This window comes from Maricaulis sp. CAU 1757, assembly GCF_054482675.1.
Genome location: NZ_JBTLRI010000001.1, coordinates 767,569 through 791,178, shown reverse-complemented (window position 1 = coordinate 791,178; position 23,610 = coordinate 767,569). Strand labels below are relative to the sequence as shown.

The 23,610-nt window shown below is 66.1% G+C and carries 18 protein-coding genes; 11 read left to right on the top strand and 7 right to left on the bottom strand.

Annotated elements, in window-relative coordinates; genetic code table 11:
- From ACXYMR_RS03635 to ACXYMR_RS03620, 4 genes are all read right to left on the bottom strand, one after another.
- Positions 1-1,062, bottom strand: a 1,062-nt coding sequence (locus ACXYMR_RS03635; protein ID WP_458941393.1) for a diguanylate cyclase domain-containing protein, incomplete at its 3' end; no start/stop codon positions are given.
- A gap of 60 nt (positions 1,063-1,122) precedes the next feature.
- On the bottom strand, positions 1,123-2,376 hold the full coding sequence (locus ACXYMR_RS03630; protein WP_458941392.1) for a class I SAM-dependent methyltransferase: 1,254 nt from the start codon (positions 2,374-2,376) through the stop codon (positions 1,123-1,125).
- Positions 2,376-3,146, bottom strand: a complete 771-nt coding sequence (locus tag ACXYMR_RS03625) for a DUF1365 domain-containing protein (protein ID WP_458941391.1) — start codon at positions 3,144-3,146, stop codon at positions 2,376-2,378. Before ACXYMR_RS03625 ends, ACXYMR_RS03630 begins: the two co-directional genes overlap by 1 nt.
- A complete protein-coding gene (locus tag ACXYMR_RS03620) occupies positions 3,143-4,492 on the bottom strand; it encodes an NAD(P)/FAD-dependent oxidoreductase (RefSeq protein WP_458941390.1) in 1,350 nt (449 codons plus the stop codon). The genes ACXYMR_RS03625 and ACXYMR_RS03620 overlap by 4 nt, the downstream gene beginning before the upstream one ends.
- 218 nt (positions 4,493-4,710) lie before the next feature.
- Here ACXYMR_RS03620 and ACXYMR_RS03615 point away from each other — a divergent pair, with 218 nt between their 5' ends.
- The 9 genes from ACXYMR_RS03615 (at position 4,711) to ppa (ending at position 16,349) form a co-directional block, all read left to right on the top strand.
- Complete coding sequence (locus ACXYMR_RS03615; RefSeq protein WP_458941389.1) at positions 4,711-5,289, top strand: sigma-70 family RNA polymerase sigma factor; 579 nt, start codon at positions 4,711-4,713, stop codon at positions 5,287-5,289.
- Positions 5,286-5,966, top strand: a complete 681-nt coding sequence (locus tag ACXYMR_RS03610) for a ChrR family anti-sigma-E factor (RefSeq protein WP_458941388.1) — start codon at positions 5,286-5,288, stop codon at positions 5,964-5,966. The genes ACXYMR_RS03615 and ACXYMR_RS03610 overlap by 4 nt, the downstream gene beginning before the upstream one ends.
- A gap of 76 nt (positions 5,967-6,042) precedes the next feature.
- Positions 6,043-6,372 carry an Hpt domain-containing protein gene (locus tag ACXYMR_RS03605; protein ID WP_458941387.1) on the top strand — a complete coding sequence of 110 codons (330 nt, stop codon included), beginning with the start codon at positions 6,043-6,045 and terminating at the stop codon, positions 6,370-6,372.
- 26 nt (positions 6,373-6,398) lie between these two features.
- Positions 6,399-6,701, top strand: a complete 303-nt coding sequence (locus tag ACXYMR_RS03600; RefSeq protein WP_458941386.1) for an STAS domain-containing protein — start codon at positions 6,399-6,401, stop codon at positions 6,699-6,701.
- Positions 6,691-8,415: an ATP-binding SpoIIE family protein phosphatase gene (locus ACXYMR_RS03595; RefSeq protein ID WP_458941385.1), complete on the top strand. Its 1,725-nt coding sequence runs from the start codon at positions 6,691-6,693 to the stop codon at positions 8,413-8,415. The genes ACXYMR_RS03600 and ACXYMR_RS03595 overlap by 11 nt, the downstream gene beginning before the upstream one ends.
- Positions 8,416-8,552: 137 nt before the next feature.
- Positions 8,553-9,461: a peptidase gene (locus tag ACXYMR_RS03590; RefSeq protein ID WP_458941384.1), complete on the top strand. Its 909-nt coding sequence runs from the start codon at positions 8,553-8,555 to the stop codon at positions 9,459-9,461.
- 303 nt (positions 9,462-9,764) lie between these two features.
- Positions 9,765-11,186 (top strand): NAD(P)-dependent oxidoreductase, encoded by a 1,422-nt coding sequence (locus ACXYMR_RS03585; protein ID WP_458941383.1) that lies wholly within the window; start codon positions 9,765-9,767, stop codon positions 11,184-11,186.
- Positions 11,183-15,712: a glutamate synthase large subunit gene (gltB, locus tag ACXYMR_RS03580; RefSeq protein ID WP_458941382.1), complete on the top strand. Its 4,530-nt coding sequence runs from the start codon at positions 11,183-11,185 to the stop codon at positions 15,710-15,712. The genes ACXYMR_RS03585 and gltB overlap by 4 nt, the downstream gene beginning before the upstream one ends.
- 109 nt (positions 15,713-15,821) lie before the next feature.
- Complete coding sequence (gene ppa / locus ACXYMR_RS03575) at positions 15,822-16,349, top strand: inorganic diphosphatase (protein WP_458941381.1); 528 nt, start codon at positions 15,822-15,824, stop codon at positions 16,347-16,349.
- Here ppa and ACXYMR_RS03570 read toward each other — a convergent pair.
- The 3 genes from ACXYMR_RS03570 to ACXYMR_RS03560 are packed head-to-tail and all read right to left on the bottom strand — an operon-like array spanning position 16,346 to position 20,190.
- Positions 16,346-17,974, bottom strand: a complete 1,629-nt coding sequence (locus ACXYMR_RS03570; protein WP_458941380.1) for a phytoene desaturase family protein — start codon at positions 17,972-17,974, stop codon at positions 16,346-16,348. The genes ppa and ACXYMR_RS03570 overlap by 4 nt on opposite strands.
- Before the next feature lie 56 nt (positions 17,975-18,030).
- Positions 18,031-19,560 (bottom strand): class I adenylate-forming enzyme family protein, encoded by a 1,530-nt coding sequence (locus ACXYMR_RS03565; protein ID WP_458941379.1) that lies wholly within the window; start codon positions 19,558-19,560, stop codon positions 18,031-18,033.
- A gap of 21 nt (positions 19,561-19,581) precedes the next feature.
- On the bottom strand, positions 19,582-20,190 hold the full coding sequence (locus tag ACXYMR_RS03560; RefSeq protein WP_458941378.1) for a TetR/AcrR family transcriptional regulator: 609 nt from the start codon (positions 20,188-20,190) through the stop codon (positions 19,582-19,584).
- A gap of 84 nt (positions 20,191-20,274) precedes the next feature.
- Between ACXYMR_RS03560 and ACXYMR_RS03555 the strand changes: the two genes are divergently transcribed.
- Together ACXYMR_RS03555 and ACXYMR_RS03550 are read left to right on the top strand one after the other, a co-directional pair.
- The gene (locus ACXYMR_RS03555) at positions 20,275-21,186 is read left to right on the top strand and encodes an alpha/beta fold hydrolase (protein WP_458941377.1); all 912 of its coding nucleotides are present in this window, start codon (positions 20,275-20,277) and stop codon (positions 21,184-21,186) included.
- Positions 21,183-23,498: a TonB-dependent receptor gene (locus ACXYMR_RS03550; RefSeq protein WP_458941376.1), complete on the top strand. Its 2,316-nt coding sequence runs from the start codon at positions 21,183-21,185 to the stop codon at positions 23,496-23,498. The genes ACXYMR_RS03555 and ACXYMR_RS03550 overlap by 4 nt, the downstream gene beginning before the upstream one ends.
- Positions 23,499-23,610 lie beyond the last annotated feature (112 nt).

Below are 23,610 nucleotides of genomic sequence, written 5' to 3'. Positions count from 1 at the left end.
CCCCCCCCCCCCCCCCCCCCCCACGACCTGGTCGCCGGCCCGGTGGCCAAGCTTGTCATTGACCGCCTTGAAGCCGTTGAGGTCGATGTAGATGACGGCGGCTTCGCCATTGTCGGCGGCGGCGCTGGCCGCGTCACTGCTCAGATAGTCGGTAAAGGCCTGGCGATTGGGCAGGCCGGTCAGGCTGTCAGTGCCGGCGGCGCGCAGGGCAATCTGTTCGTTCTTCTCGGCCTGCCGGGCCAGGCGGCCCGCCTTGCGGATGATCAACTGGGCCCCGAAGAAGATCACCACGATGTAGCCGAGCAGGGGCAGCAAGGCGAGGCGCAGCAGGTCGAGGCCGGGACGCGAGGCGGTGAAACTGACATGGGCGATCTGGTGGCCGCCGGCATCAAGCAGCGGAACGCTGTGGCCCGAGGCCGCGTGCTCATCGGAGTGCATGGCCAGCTCGTTGAGCAGGAAACGTTCTTCCAGCAGGTTGAAGAAGCCCTGGTCGACGCGGGTGCCGACTATCAGGACGGGTTCGGTCTCCGGCGCGATCAATGAACGGTCCTCGTGCGCTCCGAGCGTGGTGAAGGAGGTCAGGAAGATCTGCCCGTCGATTTCCATGGCATGAGAGGCGACATGTTCGCCCTGGTCCCACGCCCGCCGCAGATTGGCGCGGATGGCAGAGATCTCATCGGCGCCAAACAGGTTGCTGCGCGGCTTGCTGCCGGTTTCACGAAGCCAGCCATAGACGAAATCATCGGTCGCGTTGATCGCGCCCATATAGTCGAACCCGCCGTGGGCGTTGAATGAGGAACCGAAGACCTCGCTCATCAGCTCCAGGTTCTTGGTCTCGACCATGTAGCGGTTTTCGTTCCACCAGCCGTAATCCGTGGCCCAGGCATTATTCTGGGAGACCGTTGCATCAATGCCAGCCGACAGCAGGACGCGGTCCGTCCGTTCGGCGTTGCGGTTGAGCGCGCCGACGAAGAAATAGATGGTCAGGACGGACGCGATCAGGGTGATCAGCGCCACCACATTGACATACGTCCCAAGTTTGCTGTCGAGCGATCGACCCATGCTGCTCCACCCGGTTTATCGAACCGGGCGAAACCTTGCCGCAAGAAGGTAAACCGGTTGTCAGCGCGGCTGCGGATTTTCCGTCGGGTTTTCATACATGAACTGGCCGACATCGATGCGACCGGCGTCAAAGCCGGCTTCGCAATAGGCCAGGTAGTAGCGCCAGATCCGGTCAAACCGATCGTCGAAGCCGAGTTCGCGGATGCGCGGCCAGGCGGCGCGGTAGGCATGATGCCAGCGCTCGAGGGTGCGAGCATAGCTGTGACCGAACATGTCGTGTCCGCGGCTCGCCAGTCCGGCATTCTCGGCGAGTTTACCAAGGCCTTCCACGGTGGGCAGCATGCCGCCGGGGAACACGTATTTCTGGATGAAGTCGACGCGGCGCCGGTATTCCTCGAACACGTCCTCGCGGATGGTGATGATCTGCAGGCCGGCGCGACCACCCGGTTTCAGGCAAGTCTTGAGCTGGTCGAAATAGACCGGCCAGTGGGCCTGGCCGACGGCCTCGAACATCTCGATCGAGGCGATGGCATCGAACTGCTCATCGACATCGCGATAGTCCTGCAGGCGTAGGTCAGCGTGATCGGCAAGGCCGGCCTTTCCGAGGCGTTCGCGGGCAAAGGCGAGCTGCTCGCGGGACAGGGTCAGACCGGTGACATGGCAGCCGAATTCGCGGATGGCGATTTCCGCGAAGCCACCCCAGCCGCAGCCGATTTCCAGTACCCGGTCGCCGGGCTTGAGCTCGAGGCGCTCGCACAATTGACGGTATTTGCGCGCCTGGGCATCGGCGAGGCTTTCCTGTTCCCCGGCAAACACGGCCGAGGAATAGGTCATCGAGGGGTCGAGCCACTGGCGGTAGAAATCATTTCCCAGGTCATAGTGGAAGGCGATGTTGCGGCGGCTTCCGCGCTTGGTGTTGGCGTTCAACCAGTGCTGGAGCTGGGCCACGATCCGGCTCGGGGCCCAGGCCCGGCTCGGGGGTTTCACGGTGTCCAGCTCGGTGGCGAGAGCGCCCAGCAGGGTGCGCAGGTCGCTGGTCTCCCACTCCTCGTTGAGAAAGCCCTCGGCAAAGCCCAGCACGCCGCTCGAGGCAATGCGCAGGAGCCCGTTCCACTTGAGGATCTGCCAGTCGACCATGCGCGGGGCGTCCGACGGGCCGCAGACGAAGCGGTGGCCTCGCGGCAGCGTGATGTCGATGCGCAGGGTTTCCACATGGGCCAGCGCGGCGCGGATGTAACGGGCAGCCAGGCGCTCGAGCACGGTCGGTCGCGGGCCGCCTGAACGACGGGCTGTCGTGGCCGAATAGCTGTCCATCACGATCTCCTCAAATCGGTATCGCGCGTCCCCCGACGCGGTGAAAACGTCCTCAATCCCTTCAGGCGCAAGCGGATGGCCTCTACCAGTATAGCACCAACAATGCCGAGTGTGTTCAAGGGATAACGAATATTGGTCCGGGCCAATGCCCCGGTTGTGAGCGTCTCGCGCCGGGCGGTGTGAACGGCGCTCAGCGTTCGTACACCGTCGCGCACCAGCTGGATCGACAACCGGTAGCGGGTCTCGTCGAAGTCGAGGCGAAAATGGTAGACGCCGTCGACCGGATTGAAGGGCGAGACAAAGAAGCCCTTGGGGCAGCTGAAGCGGTGCGAGGGGGCGTCCGGGTCGGTGATGCGGAACGGGTAGGCGCAGCGTCCGCCGTGGAAATTATTGACCTCGAACAGGACGCCGACGAGGGCGTCGGCCCTGTCGAAGGCGAAATACACCGAAATCGGGTTGAAGATCAGGCCGAGCACGCGCGGCGCGGCAAGAACCTGGATGCGGCCGAGCGATGCCGTCACACCCACACTTTCGAGATGCGCCGTGACCCAGTCGCGCAGCTGGCCATCGCCGCGTCCGTGATCGCGGGCATGCACCGAGACCAGGTTGAAACGGTCGAATGACAGCAGCCGGTTCGCGGCATTGGCCCGCTCCGGCCCGTCAATGTCGGTGAGAAGCGAGAACATGCCGTAGCGCAGGGAATGATGCTTCGGCGCCTGCCGCGTGTGGCCCACCTGACCCGGGTATATCGAGGCCGGAAGCGGGGTCATTCAGCGGCGAGCTCCGCAGCTTGCCTGTCGCCGCGATCCGGGCGCGGCAGAGCGACACGGTCGGTCATGCCCGGTTCGGTCCACGGGCGGGCCGGGGCCCCCAGCGCCTCGGCGACGGCGAGACCGGCCTGCAGCCCGTCCTCGTGGAAACCCGAGCCGAGCCATGCTCCGCTATACCAGACTCCGCCGCGGCCCTGGATGTCGGGGATCAGGTTCTGGGCCTTCAGCGCGGCTTGGTCGAACACGGGGTGGTCATAGCTGTCGGTGCGCAGGATGGTTTCACTGGCCGGAGGGGTTTCCGGGTTCAGGGTGACGAAAACCGGCGTGTCGGTGTCGAGCGGCTGCAGCCGGTTCATCCAGTAGGTCAGGCTGATATTGCGATCCGTACCCGCGGCGCGGCGCTCCAGATAGTTCCAGCTCGCCCAGGCCCCGCGACGGCGCGGCATGAAACGGGTGTCGGTGTGCAGGACGGCCAGGTTCGGGCGGTAGCGTATCGAGCCCAGGAGCCGGGTCTCCTCGGTGTCCGGCTGCGCCAGGAGGGCCAGGGCCTGGTCACTGTGGCAGGCGAGGACGACTTCATCATAGTCATGTGTGGCACCGTCCATGGTGCGCACCACCGGGCCGGATGCCGGGCGCTCGATGGCGGTCACCGCCATTCCCGTCTCCACCCGACCGACAAAGACGTCACGCAAGGCCGAGACATAGCGTTTCGAGCCACCGCGCACGGTGCGCCAGAGCGGGCGGTCGGTGAGCTGCAACAGCCCGTGATTGGTGAAGAAGTCGAAGAATGCCTGGGCCGGGTAGTGGCGCATCTGTTCGACCGGGGAGGACCAGATGGCGGCGCACATCGGCAGGATGTGGTCTTCCCGGAACGTCGAGGAATAGCCCTCGGCCGCGAGGAAGTCGTCGAGCGTGCGGTCATCATGCGCCGGGCCGGACCGGGCGTGGCGCTGCAGGCGCAGGATGTCGGAAATCATGCGCCACATGCGCGGACGCATGACGTTGCGCTTCTGGGCGAACAGGCCCTGCGGGTTTGAGGAATACTCGAAGCCGCCATCGTCGATGGAGGCGGCGAAAGACATGTCGCTCTCAGCGGTTTCAACGCCGAGATATTCCAGCATGGCCGTGAAATTGGGATAGTTGCGCGGGTTGTAGACGATGAAGCCGGTATCGACATCGACAGTCTGGTCGCCGATTTTGGCGCTCGCCGTGTGAGCATGGCCACCGAGGCGGTTGTCGACTTCATACAGTGTGACGTCGTGCGCGAGGGACAGGCGCCAGGCCGCAGACAGGCCGGCAATGCCGGATCCGACGACAGCAATCTTGCGAGGCGAGGAGTGGGACATCGGTCTTCCGCAATTGCAGGCCGGAGAGCGGCCCTGGTGTTCTCGCTACGCCGGGCTGTGCATTTCGGATCACTTATTTATATTCGCGGTTTGCGTTCTGTGTGCATGTTTGGGTGATCCGGGCCGGTACGGCGTTCGTAATCCCGGTTATGTACGCTGCTGAACGTCATACCGTGCGTCCGACCGACGCCTTGCCTGCGAACCCGAGAAGGGGGCGAATGACGCAGTTATCGACACCCGCGTCTGCGGACAGCGATGCTCAGCGCGACTGGCTGGCCCGCGTGGGTGCAGAGCGCGACCGTGCGGCATTCCGGATGCTGTTCGACCACTTCGCGCCGCGCATACGGGCTTTTCTGGTGTCTCGCCGCGTGCCGCCGAGCCAAGCCGACGACATGACACAGGACGTTTTGCTGGCGGTCTGGCGCCGGGCGGAGAGCTATGACCCGGCCAAGGCGGCCCCGTCGACCTGGGTGTTCACGATCGCGAGGAACGTCCACATCGACCAGTTTCGCAAGGCCAAGCGCGAGCAGCGCCTTGATGATCACGGTGAGGACCTCAAGCCCGAGGCCCCGCCGGCAGCCGAAGAATTGTACGAACGCTCCGAAGCGGCGGCCGGGGTTGCCCGCGCCCTGGTCGAGCTGCCGCCCGACCAACGCAGCGTTCTGGAAATGGCCTTCCGTGAAGGCCAATCGCACAGTGATATCGCGGCCAGGCTGGGGTTGCCGCTGGGAACCGTGAAATCGCGCATCCGGCTTGCCATGCGCAAACTCAAAGTGACTCTGGGAGATTCCCAATGACCCAACGTGGCCATGTTCTCGACGACAACTGGTACCTTGATTATGCCAGCGGCGCCCTGCCGGGCGAGGCCTACAGAGTGCTGGTGGAAAGCCATGCCGAATTGTCCCCGCCGGCGCGCGACCGTCTGACCGCGCTGGAGGCGATCGGCGGCGAATTGCTGGACACCTGCGTGTCCGACGAGTGCGGCGCCGAAGCTCTGTCTTTCAGTGCCGATGATGTCCTGGCGCGCGAAGGCGATGCCGTCGCTCCGACCGTGACCCGGGCGGACGTGGAAGCCTTGTCGAAGGATGGCGAAGTGCTGCCCGGCGCGCTGAAGGATTTCATGGCGCGGCACGACCTGCGGCTCAAATGGAGCTATCTCGGCCCCGGCATGCGCAAGGCTGTGCTGTGGCGCGGCGAGAATGGCGAGCATTTGTGGCTGCTGAAGGCGCGCGGCGGAGTGTCGATCCCGCAGCATGGGCACAACGGTTCCGAACTGACCCTGGTGCTCAAGGGCAGTTTCTGGGACGGCGATCAGCAATACCTGCCGGGCGATGTCGAAGAAGCGCATGGCGGGGTTGAGCATGACATCGTGATTGACCCGAGCGAGGAGTGCATCTGCCTTGCCCTGACCGAGGGGCGATTGCGTTTCGAGAATCCGATCCTGCGGGCATTCCAGCTGTTTACCGGGCTTTAGCGGCATCAAGCTTGCCTTGTCCCGGCGGTTCAGGCTTTGATGGGTTAACCTTGTTTTCCATGGTCCGGAGCCCGGCATGTCGGAATGGCAGCAACAGCCTGAAATCAACGACGCGATTGTCGATGGATTGATCGGTGCTGTTGGTGCGGATGTGTTCCGCTCCATGACCGAGCAGTTCGCCGACGACCTGTGCAGTCTTGCCAGCAAGTATGAGCAGGCGCGGGCCGGCGGTGACCGGGCGGAGGCCCAATCGGCGGCTCATGCGCTCAAGGGGGCTGCCGCCAATATCGGACTGCAGCGGGTAAGTGCGCTGGCGACCCATCTGGAAGCCGGCGACATGCACGCGGCCGACCAGCTCAAACCGGTGCTGGACCAATCGCTGCAGCGTTTGCGCGAGCGGTCCTAGCCGGTCCTCGGCCCGGGGGGCAAGACGTGCAGTGGACATCCAAAAACCTCGAAGACGTGCTCCGGATCGAATTGTCCGGCATGCTGACCTTTGACGATCATGAACGGTTCAGGGGCGTGCTCGACGCCGTACGCGACACACCGTGTGCCACGATCCGGATGGACCTGTCCGGCGTGAGCGGGATCGACAGCGCCGGCATCGGCATGTTGCTGCTGGCCCAGGACCGGGCTGGCAAATCGCACAGGCACCTGACCCTGACCGGGGTGCGCGGCGCGGTCCGTGAAATTGTCGATCTGTCACAGATCGACCAGATCATCGATGTCGAGTGATCAGGCAATGCCCTTCGCGCCGCACGAGCTGAGTGATGCGGCCATTCTCGTGGTCGAGGACGTGGCCGCCTCGCGCCAGTTGATTGGCGCCATTCTCGGCGCTGCCGGCTTTACCAATATCCGGTATGCATGCGATGGCGAGGAAGCGCTGGAGAAGGCCTTCAGCCGCCTGCCCGATCTCATCATCCTGGACATCCGGATGCCGGGAATTGACGGCTATGAGGTGTGCAGGCAGGTGCGGGCGCGTGGGCTCGACATGCCGATCCTGGTGCAGACCGGCATGCAGCAGCCAGAGGAGCGGGTCGAGGCGTTCCGCGCCGGGGCGTCCGACATCGTCGCCAAGCCGCTCTATGCCGGCGAGCTTGTGTCGCGGGTCCAGCTGCATCTCGAGCAACGCCGACTGGTTGCCCAGCTGACCCACTGGCGGGCCCGCATGGAAGACGAGTTGCGCATGGCCGAGGGCATGCAGCTCAGCCTGCTGCCCGATCCCGTCCAGGTGGCCGCGCTGGCGCGAGGCTGCGGAGTACGGCTGGACACGCATTATGCGGCCTCGAACCGGCTCGGTGGTGATCTGTGGCAAGCCTTCGACCTTGGTGACCGGCGCTTCGCCATCCTGCTGGTGGACCTGTCCGGGCATGGCGTGACCGCGGCGCTCAACGCCTTCCGCCTTCACACGGTCAGCCGCACCCTGACCGAGGCGCGCGACGAGCCTGGCCTGTGGCTGGAACAGCTCAACCGGGAGATGGCGGCTGTCCTGCCCGTGGCGCATTTCGCCACCGGCTTCTATGGCGTCTTTGATGGCAATACAGGGCAGTTGCGCTTCGCCTCGGCCGGAGCGCCGCCACCGCTGGTCATGCGCGGCAACGGTGCCTGGGAAACGCTGGATACGCGGGGCCTCCTGCTCGGGTGCCGCTCCGAGGCGCGCTATGAAACCCGCCAGCTCGAGCTGGCCCGCAATGACCGGCTTTTCCTCTACAGCGATGCCTTGCTCGAGGACTTCTCCGCCCCGGACCGGAACCGAACGCCGGCGGAGCTCGCCGGTTGGCTGGCGGCGTCGGCGGACAGTGCATTGCCCGGCCTGTGCCGGCATATTGCTGCCCGTGCGGCCGAGGGGCGCACGGCCGGACTGCAGGACGATCTCACGCTGATCGCGATGGAGGTCGGTGTGACCGAAGACGAGGCGGTCGAACCGGCGCCGCTCCGGTCACCGGTCCCGGCCGCGGCGGCGGGAGCGGCGGCGGATGCGGGGCCGATCGGCCAGGGGCCGACCGGCTGGTTTTCGTTTTACACGCTGGACCAGGCGAGCGATCTTTCGGCGCGCGTTGCGCGCGGTTGCCCGCAGCCGGAACGGGTGGCGTTGGGCCTGCTGGAACTGCTGGTCAATGCCATCGAGCACGGCAACCTGGCGATCGGCGGAGTGCGCAAGCAGGAATTGCTGAGCCGCGGTGTCTGGCGGGACGAAATCGAGCGCCGACTGCGAGACCCGCAATACGCCGATCGGCGAGCCTGGCTGGAAGTGCGCCGCAATGCGGACGAAACCGTGTTCGTGGTGCGCGATGAAGGAGCCGGCTTTGACCATGCCGCCGAACTGGCCAGGGCGGACCGGGGGCAGTATCGCGGGCGGGGCTTGCGGCTGGCCCGGGACCTGTGTTTCAGCGCGCTCTGTTTTTGTGACCAGGGGCGCTGCGTGGAGGCCCGGGTGGCGCACCGGTGAATGCTGGACGGGCCCAGGCCGGAACCGGAAATCTCAATGTTCAGCTAGGGTTCACGCTTTTTTTGCAGTACTATCGGGGACAGCCCACCAGAAAGGTTTGCAGGTCGTGAGCCGGGCGGGGAACAGGGGGAAGACACATGCAACGTATTCTAACCGCAACAGTCATCGCGATGGCTGCCGCCGCGAGCCCCGCGCTCGCCCAGGACTACTCGGCCCAGCCGAACTACGGCAGCGCCAACCTGTCGAGCGGCTTCACGCCGGACCCGTACACGGTGCGCATAACTTCGGGCGGTGACCGCTCGGCCCAGAATATTTCATCGTCCTGCCGGGGCTGGATTTCCAACGCGCCGGACTTCTCCCTGCAATACAATGCCGGCAACATGTTCGACCTGACCATCGCCGCGCAGTCGCAGGAAGACACCACGCTGGTCGTCAATGGTCCCAATGGCGAGTGGTATTGCGACGATGACAGCGGTGACGGGCTCAACCCGATGCTGACCTTCGGTGGTCCGCGGTCAGGCCGCTATGACATCTGGGTCGGCTCCTATTCGCAGGGCGTTTATGCCGACAGCGTATTGTCGATCTCCGAACTCGGCGCCGTCGGCAATGGTGGCGGCGGCGGCGGCTCGTATGGCCGGATCGACTGGAACCTGCCGGCCGCCTACGGCTCGGCCAACCTGCGGGCCGGTTTCCAGCCGGATCCCTACCGCGTCAATATCACATCGGGTGGTAGCCATCGCGCCAGCGAAGTGCGTTCCGGCTGCGCCGGCTGGGTGGCGGCCGCTCCGGATTTCGAGCTGAGCTACCAGGCAGGTGGCAGCTTGCCGCTGATCATTTCAGCCGCCTCCGGTTCGGACACAACGCTGCTGGTCAACGATCCGAGCGGCAATTGGCATTGTGATGATGATGGCGGCAATTCCGGTCTCAATCCGGCACTGACCTTCCACAACCCGCAAGCCGGCACCTATGACATCTGGATCGGCTCATACAGCCAGGGTGAGAACGCCAGTGCCTCGCTCTCGATCTCCGAACTCTACAGCGAATAGACCGAGCATTCAGTAACCCCAGACAACACCGCCCGGCTGGCCGCCGGGCGGTGTTCGCGTGTCGGCTTGTCGATGCCGCGGCCGGGCAGGGATCGCGGGCGCGGGTTTTTCGGGAGAGGCCGGTTTGTCGCCTGTTGCGCATATCTTGCACGCCGCGAAAGCTTGGCGCCTCTTCTCAGCAAACTTTTTTCCTGTCGCGCGCTTCGGGGCAAAATTATTGCGATCAGTCTAACCCGGCCCAGCTTGTGCGCCTGCGAAGTCTGTGCTGCACTGGCGAAATAAGGAGTGGCCGAGGAGCGCCGATTGCTGAGATTCGTGGACATCGACCAGGCCTATCCGGAAAAGCGGCCGGAGCGTGAGCGACGTCAGGATTTCAGGGAGATCTATCGCGAATTCACGACCGATGCGGCGACCGAACAGGCCGCGCGATGCTCGCAGTGCGGCGTTCCGTTCTGCCAGTCGGGCTGCCCCCTCCAGAACAATATCCCCGACTGGCTGATGCTGGCCGGGGAGGGCCGCCTCGAGGAAGCCTATGCCGCGTCAGCAGCGACCTCCACGATGCCGGAAATCTGTGGCCGTATCTGCCCGCAGGACCGTCTGTGCGAGGGGGCCTGCGTGGTCGAGAAATCCAAGCATGGCGCCGTGACCATCGGCGCGGTGGAGCAATACATCACGGATACGGCCTGGACGCGGGGCTGGGTAGAACCGCTGCAGGTTGCTCCCGAGCGCGGTCAGAGCGTCGCCATTGTCGGTTCGGGTCCGGCCGGGCTGGCGGCAGCCGAGCGGCTGCGCGAAAGCGGCTTCTCGGTCACCGTGTATGAGCGCTCGGACCGGGCGGGCGGCTTGCTGATGTACGGCATTCCCGGGTTCAAGCTGGAAAAGTCCGTCGTCCAGCGCCGTCTCGACCGCCTGGCCGAGGGCGGCGTTGCCTTCAGACTGGGTTTCGAGGTGGGGCGGGATGCCAGTCTGGACACGATCCGGGCCGATTATCATGCAGTCCTGCTGGCCACCGGTGTCTACCGGGCCCGCCAGCTGACCTGCCCCGGCGCGGGCGAGGCTGTCGTGCCTGCCCTGGACTACCTGACCCGGTCCAATCGCGACGATCTCGGCGACCGACCTGCCGGGGATGACAGGCTCAATGCACGCGGCAAGCGCGTCGTCGTGGTGGGCGGTGGGGACACCGCCATGGACTGCGTCAGGACGGCGGTCCGCCAGGGCGCGACGTCCGTCACCTGCCTGTACCGCCGAGACAGGGCCAACATGCCCGGCTCGGCGCGGGAGGTGAAGCATGCCGAGGAAGAGGGGGTCGTGTTCGAATGGCTGTCCGCACCGGCCGCGGTCCTCACCGGGGATCGGGGAATCACCGCGGTGCGAGTGCAGGGCATGCGACTCGGCGCGCCTGACCTGACGGGACGCCGGACGCCCGAAGCGGATCCCGGCAAGAGCTGGGATGTCGGCGCCGACATGGTGATCTCGGCCCTCGGATTCAGCGCGGAGAACCTGCCGGTCCTGTTCGACGCCCCGGAGCTTTCGGTGCACCCGGACGGGCGGGTGGAGACCGACGTCGATACCCGCATGGCCAGTCTCGACGGCGTGTTTGTTGCCGGTGACCTGCACCGAGGCGCATCGCTGGTCGTGTGGGCCATCAAGGACGGGCTCGACGCGGCGCGCTCGATAGAGACTTATCTGGACAATCGGCTGCGTGTCCTCGGTGCGGCCGAATGACGGGGCAGGCCTGGTCCGAGGACGCCCATCGGCAGGGGCTCGAAACGCTGGTCCGCGCGGGGCTGACAGACCCGCGAGACGAGCGCGATGCCTGCGGGGTGGGCCTGATCGCCGACCTCAAGGGGCGCGCTCGTCGCGATGTCGTGGAACTGGCTATCGATGCCCTGAAATCGGTCTGGCATCGCGGCGCGGTCGATGCCGACGGTCTGACCGGTGACGGTGCCGGCCTGCGCGTCGGGGTGGCACAGGACTTCTTCAAGCAGGCCGTATCGCGGACCGGCCACGAGCCCGAGCGCGGCGATGTCATTGTCGGCATGGTCTTCCTGCCGCGGACCGATTTCGCGGCCCGCGAGCGGGCCCGGGCCATCATCGAGGCGGAGATCCTGCGCGAGGGCTTTGCCTTTTACGGCTGGCGGCAGCCGCCCATCGACACTGCGGTGCTGGGCGACAAGGCGCGCGCCACGCTGCCGGAGATCGAACAGGTGCTGTTCCGTGATCCGCGCGGGCGCGACAATGAGGCGGTCGAGCGGGTGCTCTACCTGGTGCGCCGGCGCATCGAGAGGCGGGCGCGCGAAGAAAGCCTGCGCGAGCTCTATGTGTGCTCGCTGTCGTCACGCGACATCATCTACAAGGGCCTGTTCCGGGCCCAGGATATCGACGGCTTCTACCGCGACCTGAGATCACCGGATTTCATTTCGCCCTTTGCCATCTTCCACCAGCGCTATTCCACCAACACCTTCCCGGAATGGCGCCTGGCCCAGCCCTTCCGCATGCTGGCGCACAACGGCGAGATCAACACGATCCGCGGCAATATCAACTGGATGCGCAGCCATGAAGTGCATATTGCCGAGACCGCCTTTGCCGATGCTCAAGCCGATGTGAAACCGGTCATCCAGCCCGGTGCCTCGGACAGTGCGGCGCTTGACCAGGCATTCGAGATCCTGGTCCGGGCCGGTCGGTCTGCCCCGATGACCAAAACCCTGCTCATCCCGGAGGCCTGGTCCAAGCGGGCCGATGTCATGCCGTCAGGCTGGAGCCGGATGTACGAGTACTGCAATGCGGTGATGGAGCCGTGGGACGGGCCGGCCGCGATCACCGCGTTTGACGGGCGCTGGGCCATCGCCGGCCTCGATCGCAACGGCTTGCGGCCGATGCGCTATGCCCTGACCGATGACGACCTCTTTGTCGCCGGCTCGGAAACCGGCATGGCGCCGGTCGAGCCGGCGACGGTGACCGAACGCGGGTCGATCACGCCGGGCCGCCTGATTGCCCTCGACATGGTCGAGGGCAAATTCTATCGCGAGCAGGACATCCTCGACGAGCTTTCCGAGCAGCATCCCTACGCCCGCTGGCTGGGCGAGATGGAGGACCTGGAAAGCGTGGTCGGGCCGGGACCGGAGGAACAGCTCTTCACCGACGACGAGCGGGCCCGGCGACAGGCCGCTTCGGGCTTCACCTTCGAAAGCATCGAACTGATCATCAAGGCGATGGCGGAGGATGGCAAGGAGGCGGTGGGGTCGATGGGCGACGACGCGCCGCTGGCTGTGCTCTCGGAGCATTATCGGCCATTGTCGCACTTCTTCCGACAGAATTTCTCCCAGGTGACCAACCCGCCGATCGACCCCTTGCGCGAAGGCCGGGTGATGGGACTGAAAACGCGGTTCCGCAATCTCGGCAATATTCTCGGTCAGGGCGAGGTGCGGGCCAGCGTTCTGGTGCTGGACAGCCCGATCCTGACCAATGGCAGTTACGAGCGCTGGCGGACCCATATGGGCGGCGCGGTCAAGGAGGTCGACTGCCTGCTGCCCGTCGCCGCCTGCACCGGTGACGGCTTGACTCTGGGTGCGGCTATCGATCGCGTGATCAGCGAGTGCGTCAATGCGGTGCGCGATGGCGCTGCCCATCTGGTGCTGACCGATCACCGCCAGGACGCCGAGCGGGCGGCCCTGCCAATGGTCCTGGTTGCCGGGGCCGTGCACTCGACGCTGACCCGCGAAGGCCTGCGCAATTTCTGCTCGCTGAATGTGCGCGCCGGCGAGTGCTTCGATGCCCATTACGCGGCTGTGCTTATTGGTCTCGGTGCGACCACGGTGAACCCATATCTGGCGTTCGACACGGTGACCTCCGGGCGCGACGCGGTGGGGGGCGAAGCCTGGGCGCGCGAACGGGCAGGCCGGTTGAAGTCGGCGCTCGACGGCGGACTGCTCAAGATCCTCTCCAAGATGGGGATCTCGATCATTTCGTCCTATCGCGGCGGCTGCAATTTCGAAGTGCTCGGCCTGTCCCGCGCGCTGGTCGAGGCGTACCTGCCCGGCGTGGTCAGCCGATTGTCCGGGATCGGCCTTGCCGGCCTGGAAGCCCGGTCGCTGGATTTGCACCGCCAATCCTGGCGCGGGGCGCCCAGACTGCCCGTCGGCGGCTTCTACCGCCAGCGCGCCAGCGGCGACCGGCACGCCCTCAGCGCGCCGGTGATCAGCGCGCTGCAGGCCGCCGTGCGCGACAATGACGCGACAGCCTGGCAGGCCTATGGCAAGGCGATCCGGGAGCAGGGGCCGATCCAGTTGCGCGACCTGCTCGAGATGGCGCCGGCGGGGCCGGCAGTGGATATCAACCGGGTCGAGTCGATCAATGGCATCCGCCGCCGGTTCGTGACGCCCGGCATGTCTCTGGGAGCCCTGTCGCCGGAAGCGCATGGTGCTCTCAATGTCGCCATGAACCGGATCGGGGCGAAATCGGTCTCGGGTGAAGGCGGTGAGGACCCGGCGCGCTACCGGCCACTGCCCAATGGCGACAACATGAATTCCGCGGTCAAGCAGATCGCCTCGGGGCGTTTTGGGGTGACGGCCGAGTATCTCAACCAGTGCCGCGAGATCGAAATCAAGGTGGCGCAGGGCGCCAAGCCCGGCGAGGGCGGGCAATTGCCTGGGTTCAAGGTCACTGATTTCATCGCCAGGATGCGGCTGGCGACGCCCGGCGTGAGCCTGATTTCCCCACCGCCGCACCACGATATCTACTCGATCGAGGACCTGGCCCAGCTGATCTATGATCTCAAGCAGATCAACCCGGTGGCCCGGGTCGGCGTCAAGCTGGTGGCGGCGGCGGGCGTGGGCGCCGTGGCGGCAGGCGTGGCCAAGGCGAATGCCGACATCATCAACATTTCGGGTTCGGTCGGCGGCACCGGAGCGGCCGCCCTGTCCTCGATCAAGTTTGCCGGCGGGCCGCTCGAACTGGGCCTCGCCGAAGCGCACCAGATGCTTTCGCTCAACGGGTTGCGCGAGCGCGTCACCCTGCGCGCCGATGGCGGTATCCGGACCGGTCGCGACATCGTCGTGGCCGCGATGCTGGGGGCCGAGGAATTCGGGGTCGGCACCGCCTCGCTGATCGCGCTGGGCTGCCTCATGGTGCGGCAATGCCATTCCAATACCTGCCCGGTCGGTGTGTGCACGCAGGATGATGACCTGCGCGCCCGGTTCGGGGGCGCGCCGGACCATGTCGTCAACCTGATGACCTTCCTGGCCCAGGACGTGCGCGAAATCGTGGCGGGCCTCGGCGCGACTTCGCTTGAAGACGTGATCGGCCGGGCAGACCTGCTGCACCAGGTCTCGCGCGGATCGCTGGCGCTCGACGATCTGGACCTGTCCGTCATCATGTCACGGGCCGATGCCGCGGACCGCCCCGCCCGCTCCACCCGCACCCTGCGCAATGACGTGGCTCCGCCGCTGGACGCGCAGATCATTCACGATGCCGCGCCGGCCTTTGATCGCGGCGAAAAGATGCTGCTCGATTACGGGGTCAGCAACACCGACCGGGCGGTGGGCACGCGAACATCGTCGGAAATCATCACCCGCTTCGGACCGGACGGGCTTGGCCCCGATCATCTGACCCTGCGCCTGCGCGGATCGGCCGGCCAGTCGCTCGGGGCGTTTGCTGCCCGGGGGCTGCGCATCGAGATCGATGGCGATGCCAATGACTATGTCGGCAAGGGGCTATCCGGTGCCAGCATCATCGTGAGGCCCTATGGCGGCGCCAGCCAAGCCAACGAGACGCATGCCATTATCGGCAATACCTGCCTTTACGGTGCCACGTCGGGCCGCCTGCTGGCGGCGGGCCGCGCCGGCCAGCGCTTCGGCGTGCGCAATTCGGGGGCCGACACGGTGATCGAGGGCTGTGGTGCCAATGGCTGCGAATACATGACCGGCGGCACCGCGGTGATCCTCGGCCCGGTTGGCGACAATTTCGCGGCGGGCATGACCGGTGGCGACGTCTTCGTGTACGATCCCGAGCGCCGCCTCGATGCCCGGCTCAACCGCGAGACCGTCCTGGCATTCGATCTTGGCGGCGAGGCCGAGCAAGGCTGTCGGGCCCTGATCGAGGCGCATGCCGCCGAGACCGGGTCGAGCATCGCCGCCCGCCTGCTGGGCGCCTGGCCGACGGAGCGGTCGCATTTCGTGCACCTGCGCGGCGCGGAGGTGGTCAAGCGCGAACGCGCCGCTCTGGCCGCGGCCAATGACAGTCAAATCGCCTGATCGGGCGGGCCTTGTGACCTCGAGAATTGATATTGTCGCCTAACGCAGGCATTGGTCGCGCCAAACAGTGGGCCCATGACCGAGCCCGCCCAGCCTAACGGAGCCTGACATGCGGATCGACAAAATCGCCGCCGGCGAGAACCCGCCGGAAGACATCAACGTCATTATCGAAGTCCCGGTCGGCGGCCAGCCGGTCAAGTACGAGATGGACAAGGATGCCGGGACGCTGTTCGTCGACCGCTACCTGCACACGCCGATGAGCTATCCGTGCAATTACGGCTTCATGCCGCACACCCTGTCGGAGGACGGCGACCCGATCGATGTCATGATCATCGGCCACACCACGCTGGTGCCGGGCTGTGTCGTGCGCGCCCGCCCGATCGGCGTGCTGATGATGGAAGACGAGAGCGGCCTGGACGAGAAGATCCTGTGCGTGCCGCACCACAAGCTGTCGCCGCTGTACGACTCGATCACCGAGTATGAGCACGTGGCCCAGCCGCAGCTGATGCGCATCAAGCACTTCTTCGAGCACTACAAGGATCTCGAGCCCAACAAGTGGGTCAAGGTCCAGGGCTGGGGCGACGCCGCCAAGGCCCGCCAGCTGATCATCGAATCGCTGGAGCGCGTGAAGGCCTAGGCCCCGCGCCTGACGTCGCGCAGGATCTCGCGCGCCGCATTGTGTCCGGGCAGGCCGGTGACCCCGCCGCCCGGATGCGTTCCCGAACCGCACTGGTAGAGCCCGCGCACCGGCGTGCGGTGATCGCCATGCCCGAGCACCGGGCGGGCCGAGAACAGCTGGTCGAGGGTAAGGGCGCCGTGGAAGATGTCGCCGCCGACCAGGCCGAACTTGCGTTCCAGGTCCTTGGGCGAGTGGATCTGGCGGCCCAGCACCGAGGCGGCAAAGCCGGGGGCCCATTTGTCGACCGTGGCAATCATGTGATCGGCCACCTCCTCCCGGCAATCATCCCAGTCCCGTCCATCCGGCAGCTCCGGCGCCACGTGCTGGCAGAACAGGCTGGCGACGTGCTGGCCTTCGGGGGCGAGGCTGTCGTCCAGGGTCGAGGGGATGAGCATCTCGATGACCGGTTCGCGCGACCAGCCGAGGGCGCGGGCATCGTGGTAGGCGCGCTCCATGTAACCGAGGTCCGGAGCGATGATGATGCCCGCAGTCATGTGGTCGCCCGGCTCGGGCTTGGCTGAGAAGCGTGGCAATTCGGACAGGGCGACATTCATCCGGAAGGTACCCGAGGCGCACTTGTAGCGGCGCATGCGATCTCGGAAATCCGCCGGCAGGTCTGCCGCGTCGACCACGTGCCCGAACAGCAGCTTCGGATTGAGGTTCGAGACGATCCGCCTGGCCCGGACCCGGCTGCCGTCGGCGAGTTCGATCTCGCGGGCGCGGCCGTCCTCGACGTGCAGGCGCTCGACCGGGCTGTCGGTGCGGATGTCGACGCCGCGCTCGCGGCAGCAGGCTGCCATGGCCTGGGTGATGGCGCCCATGCCGCCGATGGCGTGACCCCATGTCCCCTTCTTGCCGTTGACCTCGCCGAAGGCGTGGTGGAGCAGGACGTAGGCGCTGCCAGGCGAGTACGGGCTGGCATAGTGGCCGACGACGCTGTCAAAGCCGAACAGGGCCTTGGCGGCGTCGCTCTCGAACCAGTCGTCCAGCCAGTCGCCGGCTGACTTGGTGAACAGGTCCAGGAGGTCGCGCTTGGCCTCCAGCGACAGGTCGCCGAGCTGGCGGGCAACACTGGCGGAGCGCAGCATTTCCGGCAGCGCCTGGAGCCATCCGCCTTCGGTCAGGTTGGGCGGGGTGCGCAGGGTCAGGGCGCGCAGGGCGTCGGCGATGGTCTCGAGGCGAGCTTCGAACTCCGGCAGGCGCTCGGCATCGCGCTTCGAGAAGCGCGCCAGTTCCCCCTGCGTCAGTCCCGGACCGGCGCAGAAATGTCCATCCTCGAACGGCAGGAAATTGCCGACCTTGCGCTCGACGACCCTGAGGCCGTGACGCGGCAGGTCGAGGTCGCGGATGATCTGGGGGTTGAGCAGGGAGACGGTGTAGGAGGCTGCGGAGTTGCGGAAACCGGGATGGAATTCCTCGGTCACCGCGGCGCCGCCGACGACGGAGCGGCGCTCGAGCACGGTGACGGAGAGGCCGGCCTCGGCCAGGTAGGCGGCACAGACAAGGCCGTTATGGCCGCCTCCGATGATGGCGATATCGGTCTCGGGCGTATGGCGGGCGCTGGGGCGAAGCGGAGCTGTCATGGCGGAAACAGGCCATGTTCGCAGGCCGAGGTAAATGCCCGAGTGCTGCCGTCGGCTCAGCCGACGGAGACCGGCGGGGTCGCCTCGAGACCGGCCCCGACGCCGCCGAGACGGTGTTTCTGTACCTTTCCCGAGGCGGTGCGCGGGAAATCGTCGCACAAGTGGAAGTCGCGCGGGATCTTGTAGCCGGCGAGGCGATCGCGGCACCAGCTGGCGAGATCCTCGCGGGCCGGGGCGGTGCCGGGACGAGGGATCAAATAAGCAACGCCCGCTTCGCCCCAGGTGGCGTCCGGCTCGCCGCGCACGGCCACGTCCTCGACATCCGGATGGGCCAGCAGGGCGGTCTCGATCTCGACCGGGAAAACGTTCTCTCCGCCGGAAATGTACATGTCCTTGAGGCGGCCCGTGACATGGCCGCAGCCATCCTCGTCGATCCAGCCGAGATCGCCGCTGCGCAGCCAGCCGTCGGCCGTGTACAGGGCCGCGGTTTCATCCGGTCGCCGCCAGTAGCCGGGGGTCAGGCCGGGGCCGAAGAACTGGAACTCACCGGTTTCGCCGGGCTTGAGCGGCTGGTCGTCCGGGCCGGCAATGCGGGCTTCCACCAGCCATTGCGTGGTGCCGACACTGCCGGGCTTGGCGAGGGCGGTCTCGGCGTCGGCGAGGAAGGCGGTCGGCCCGGTCTCGGTCATGCCGAAACCGTTGCAAAGTGGCGCGCCGCGCTCGGCGAAAACGGCGGCCAGGTCCGGCGGCAGCGGGGCGCCTCCCGAGGCCCAGTGGCGCACCCGGCCCAGCACACAGGTGGCGAAGCCGGGATGCTGGCTGAGCTCTCGGTAAACCGTTGGCACACCGAGAAACACGTCAATCGATCCGGCATTGACCAGGTCCAGTGTGCGGCCGGCGTCGAAGCCCGGCAGGATACGGGCGCAGCCGCCGGCCATCAGCGTCGGCAGGGTGTGCAGATTGATGCCGGCGGTGTGGAAGAGCGGCAGGAAGTTGAGGGTTGTGTCGTGCTGGCCAAGACCGATGGCCTGGCTGAGATTGATGAAGTTGACCAGGGCCATGCGGTAGGTCTGGATGACCGCCTTGGGGCGGCCGGTCGTGCCGGAGGTGTAGATCAGATACCAGGTCTCGTCGCCGGGCCAGGCCAGGCGTCCGGGGTGCGGCGAAGCGGCCTGGCGGAGCAGGGCATAGTCCTCGTCGAGGCCGATGGTCGGCAGCTCGCAGGTATCGGCCAGCCGGGCGGCGACCTCGCCGTCCTCGCGGCCGAACAGCAGCAGGCCGGGCGTGCAATCGGCGACCAGGGCCGCGAGTTCGCCGGCCGTGAGGCGCCAGTTGAGGGGCACGAATATGGCGCCGAGCTTGGCACAGGCGAACATCAGTTCGAAGAATTCCGCCCGGTTGCGACACAGGATGGCGACACGGTCCCCGGGGCCGACGCCCTGGCTTTCCAGGACCCGCGCCGCCCGGGCGGCAGCCTCGTTGAGGCCGCGATGGGTCAGCCGCCGGCCATGGCCGAGATCATCGAGGGCCAGCCGGTCCGGGCGTAGGGCGGCGTTGCGGGCGGTGATATCGGTCAGGATGTCCATCTCGGCCTCCCCGTCCGCGCCTCAGGCCCTGAGCCCGCTGGTGATCAGTTCGGCGGCCTCGCCGGCCACCTCTTCCGGCGAGCGTGAGGTGTCCCAGATGCCGAATTTGAGACCGAGAAAGACGCTCATGCCGATCAGAGCCCAGGCACGCGCCATCGGATCGCCGGCGCGGATCTCGCCGCGTTCGGCGGCCTCGGCGAGGTTGCGCGCATACCGCTCGGCAAAGCGCTCGTAGTGGGCCTTGTAGGCATCCGGCGCGACGAACTGCGCTTCCTCGATGATGCGGTAGAGATTGGGGTGGGCGCGGGCGAAGCGGATGTAGGCCACCAGGCCCTCGCGCTCGGTTTCCAGCCGGTCGCCGGCATCGCGCACATGTTCGGCGATCCAGCTGCGCGTCATTTCGCCCATATGGGCCACCAGGGCGCGGAAAATTTCGTCCTTGGAGTCGAAATAGACGTAGAAGGTGCCGAGCGCCACGGCGGCGCGGCGGGTAATGTCGCCAATCGAGGTGGTGTGGAATCCGTTCTCGCCGAACGCGTCTTCGGCGGCATCCAGAAGCTTGCGCCGGGTCCGTTCGCCGCGGGCGGTCTTGGGTCGTTTCTCGACCCCGGATTTTTCTAAAGTTGACATCTGATTCAGTTTTCACAAAATGGCGGCCGACGCAAGATGGCACAGTTGAGCCGATAGTGCGTCGTGTCGGGGAGAAATTCCATCGTGCTGACCGAAAGCTGGCAGCGTCGCGGTCTCGAGGGGCCGAGCGAGCACGTCCTGGGGGACGGGACCGCCATGAGCTGGTGCGTGCAGGGGCAGGGGCCCGATCTCGTGCTGGTGCATGGCTGGGCTGCCGATCTGAGCTTCTTCGACGAGCTGGCCGAGTGCCTGGCACCGCACTTCCGGGTCTGGCGCGCCGACCTGCGCGGACATGGCGCAACCCCGGTCGGGCCGCAGGCGCCCAGCATCGACCTGCTCGCCGACGACCTTGCAGACTGGATGGCAGCGCAGCAGATCGAGGACGCGCTGGTCGTGGCCTGGTCGATGGGCGCCATGGTTACCTGGTCGATGATCGAACGGCATGGTCGCGACCGCCTGTCTGCGCTGGTGATCGAGGACATGAGCCCGCGCCTGGTCAATGACCGCAACTGGTCGCTCGGCATGGTCGGGGATTTCGACATCCGGGCCAGCCTGCGTGCCTGCGCCGCCATGCAGCGTGACTGGCCGGCCTATGTCGCCGAGTTCGCACCACGCATGTTTGCGCGTGGCGCCAGCGACGGCGCGGTGAAGCGACTGGACCGGATTGCCCAAGGCATGCTGGAGCGTGACCCGGTGGCCATGGCGTCGCTCTGGAAGTCCATGTGCGAGCAGGACTTTCGCCCGCTGCTGCCAAGCCTGGACCTGCCCGTCAGCGTCATGGCGGGGCAGCACAGCCAGGCCTACAGCCTGCTCACCGCCCGCTATTTGGCCGACACGCTGCCGCACGGGCAGCTGGAGATTTTCGACCGGTCCGGCCACGCGCCGCACCTGGAGGAATTGGACGCATTTGCCGCACGCCTGCGCGCTTTCGCATCCACAATCAACGCATTAACGACAATCGAACCACCGCGTATCATTGAGGGGAGTATCTCATGAACACCACCAAGACCCTGACCGGGACGGCGCTCTTGCTGAGCACCGTTGCCGCCACTGCCCTGGTCGCCGCACCGGCGCTGGCGCAGGACAATTCGGCGAGTGATGGCGATGTCATCACCGTGACCGCCCGCCGGCGCGAGGAAACCCTGCAGGACGTGCCGCTCTCGGTCACGGCGATGACCGGCGAGGAGCTCGCCCGCATGGGTGCGCCCGACATCGTGTCGATCGCCGAAACCACACCGAACGTGACGCTGGAAGTCTCGCGCGGCACCAATTCCACGCTGTCCGCCTTCATCCGAGGCGTCGGCCAGCAGGACCCGGTGGCCGGCTTCGAAGCCGGTGTCGGCCTGTATCTGGATGATGTCTACCTGAACCGACCGCAGGCGTCGGTGCTGGACATTTTCGACGTTGAGCGCATCGAAGTCCTGCGCGGTCCGCAGGGCACACTGTACGGTCGCAACACCATCGGTGGCGCGGTCAAGTATGTGACCCGGCGTCTGGACCCGGATGCCCCGACCTTCAACGCCCGTGTCAATGTCGGCAGCTATGACCAGTTCGACCAGATCATCTCGGGCAGCGCGCCAGTCACCGACACGCTGCGGGTCGGCGCGGCCATGGCCAACCTGCAGCGCAGCGGGTTCGGGGAAAACCTGATTACCGGTGAAGACAACTACAACAAGGACGTGCTGGCTGGCCGGGTATCGGTGGAATGGGAGCCGTCGGACGACGTCTTCATCCGCTTCAGCTATGACAGCGTCCAGGACGACAGCAATGCCCGCCAGGGCCACCGCCTGATCCCGGACCAGTTCCCGCCCTTCGACTACCCGGTGCTGGACAATGTCTATGACAACCGCGCCGGTCTGGACGTGGTCGAGCAGAGCGTCGAGGCGGAAGGGTTCTCGCTCAGCGTCGACTGGGACATCAATGACCAGTGGACGATGCGCAACATCATTGCCTCCCGCAGTGATGCGACGACGACGCCGATCGATTTCGATGTGCTGCCGGTCGACGATCTGGACGTGCCGGCGATTTACGAGAACGAGCAGTTCTCGGCTGAAACCCAATTCCTGTTCGAAGGTGACCGCAGCGCCGGCGTGTTTGGCGTCTATTACCTCAATGCCAATGCCTACACGGTGTTCGACGTGCTGCTCGGACCGCTCGGAAACCTGATCGGCCTGCCGGGCCTCAACGCCCAGACCTTCGGTGATGTCGACACCGAGACGCTGTCCGTGTTCGGTAACTTCACCTATGAGCTGACCGACCGCCTCGACCTGACGGTCGGCGCCCGGGTGACCAAGGACGAGCGGAGCTCCCGCGTCTTGCGCCGGACCTATATCGGCGGCTTCTCGGAATTCTTCGGCGGCAGCGGCATTCCGATCGCCACGACCTCCGACTTCCAGGGCTCCAACGACTGGACCGACGTGTCGCCGACCCTGTCGCTCGCCTATGAGCTGGATGACTCCAACAACGTCTATTTCACCTACTCGCAGGGCTTCAAGGGCGGCAGCTTCGACCCGCGGGCCCAGACCACGGCGGCCCCGGACTTCAACCAGGACGGTACGGTTTCCGAGCAGGAAGTCTTCCAGTTCATGTCCTTCGATCCGGAAACGGTCGACAGCTTCGAGCTGGGCTGGAAATACCAGGGTGGCCGCTACCGTCACTCGGTGGCCCTGTTCTACATGGACTATTCCGACATCCAGGTGCCCGGCTCGGTCGGCGTGGATACCGATGGTGACGGCGTCAACGACACCTTCACCGGGGTCACAACCAATGCCGGTGCCGCGACCATCATGGGCCTGGAATACGAGGGCAATCTGAGCGTCGCCGACGACCTGTTCGGACCGGGCGACAACCTGTCCCTGAGCTGGTCGCTCGGCCTGCTCGACGGCGAGTATGACGAGTTCATCAACGCCTTCGGCGTGGACATCTCCGACCAGGTGGTGATCCAGAACACGCCGGACGTCACGGCGAGCGCGACGGTGAGCTATGTCACCCCCGCCTTCGGCGGCGACCTGGCGATCCTCAACACGGTCAGCCATCGCGGCGACTCGAGCCAGTTCGAAGTGCCCTTCGCTGCGCTCGACCAGGAAGCCTACACGCTGTGGAATGCGTCGGTGGTCTGGGACAGTGCCGATGGCCGCTGGCAGTTCGGCGTGCATGGCCGCAACCTGACCGACGAGGAGTACCGGGTTGCCGGCTACGACTTCGTCAACAACGCCACCCTGGCTCCCGAGCTGGGACTGGAAGGGACGCTGACCGGCTATTACGGCAATCCGCGGACCGTGACGGCGACGGCGGCCTACCGCTACTAGGCCGCAGGGCGAACGGGCTGCCCTTCCTCCGGCAGCCCTTTCACACGACGATCAGGCCGGCGGTATCCCAGCAGGGTGCCGCCGGCCTGGATGTTTGAGACGGGGAATCGAG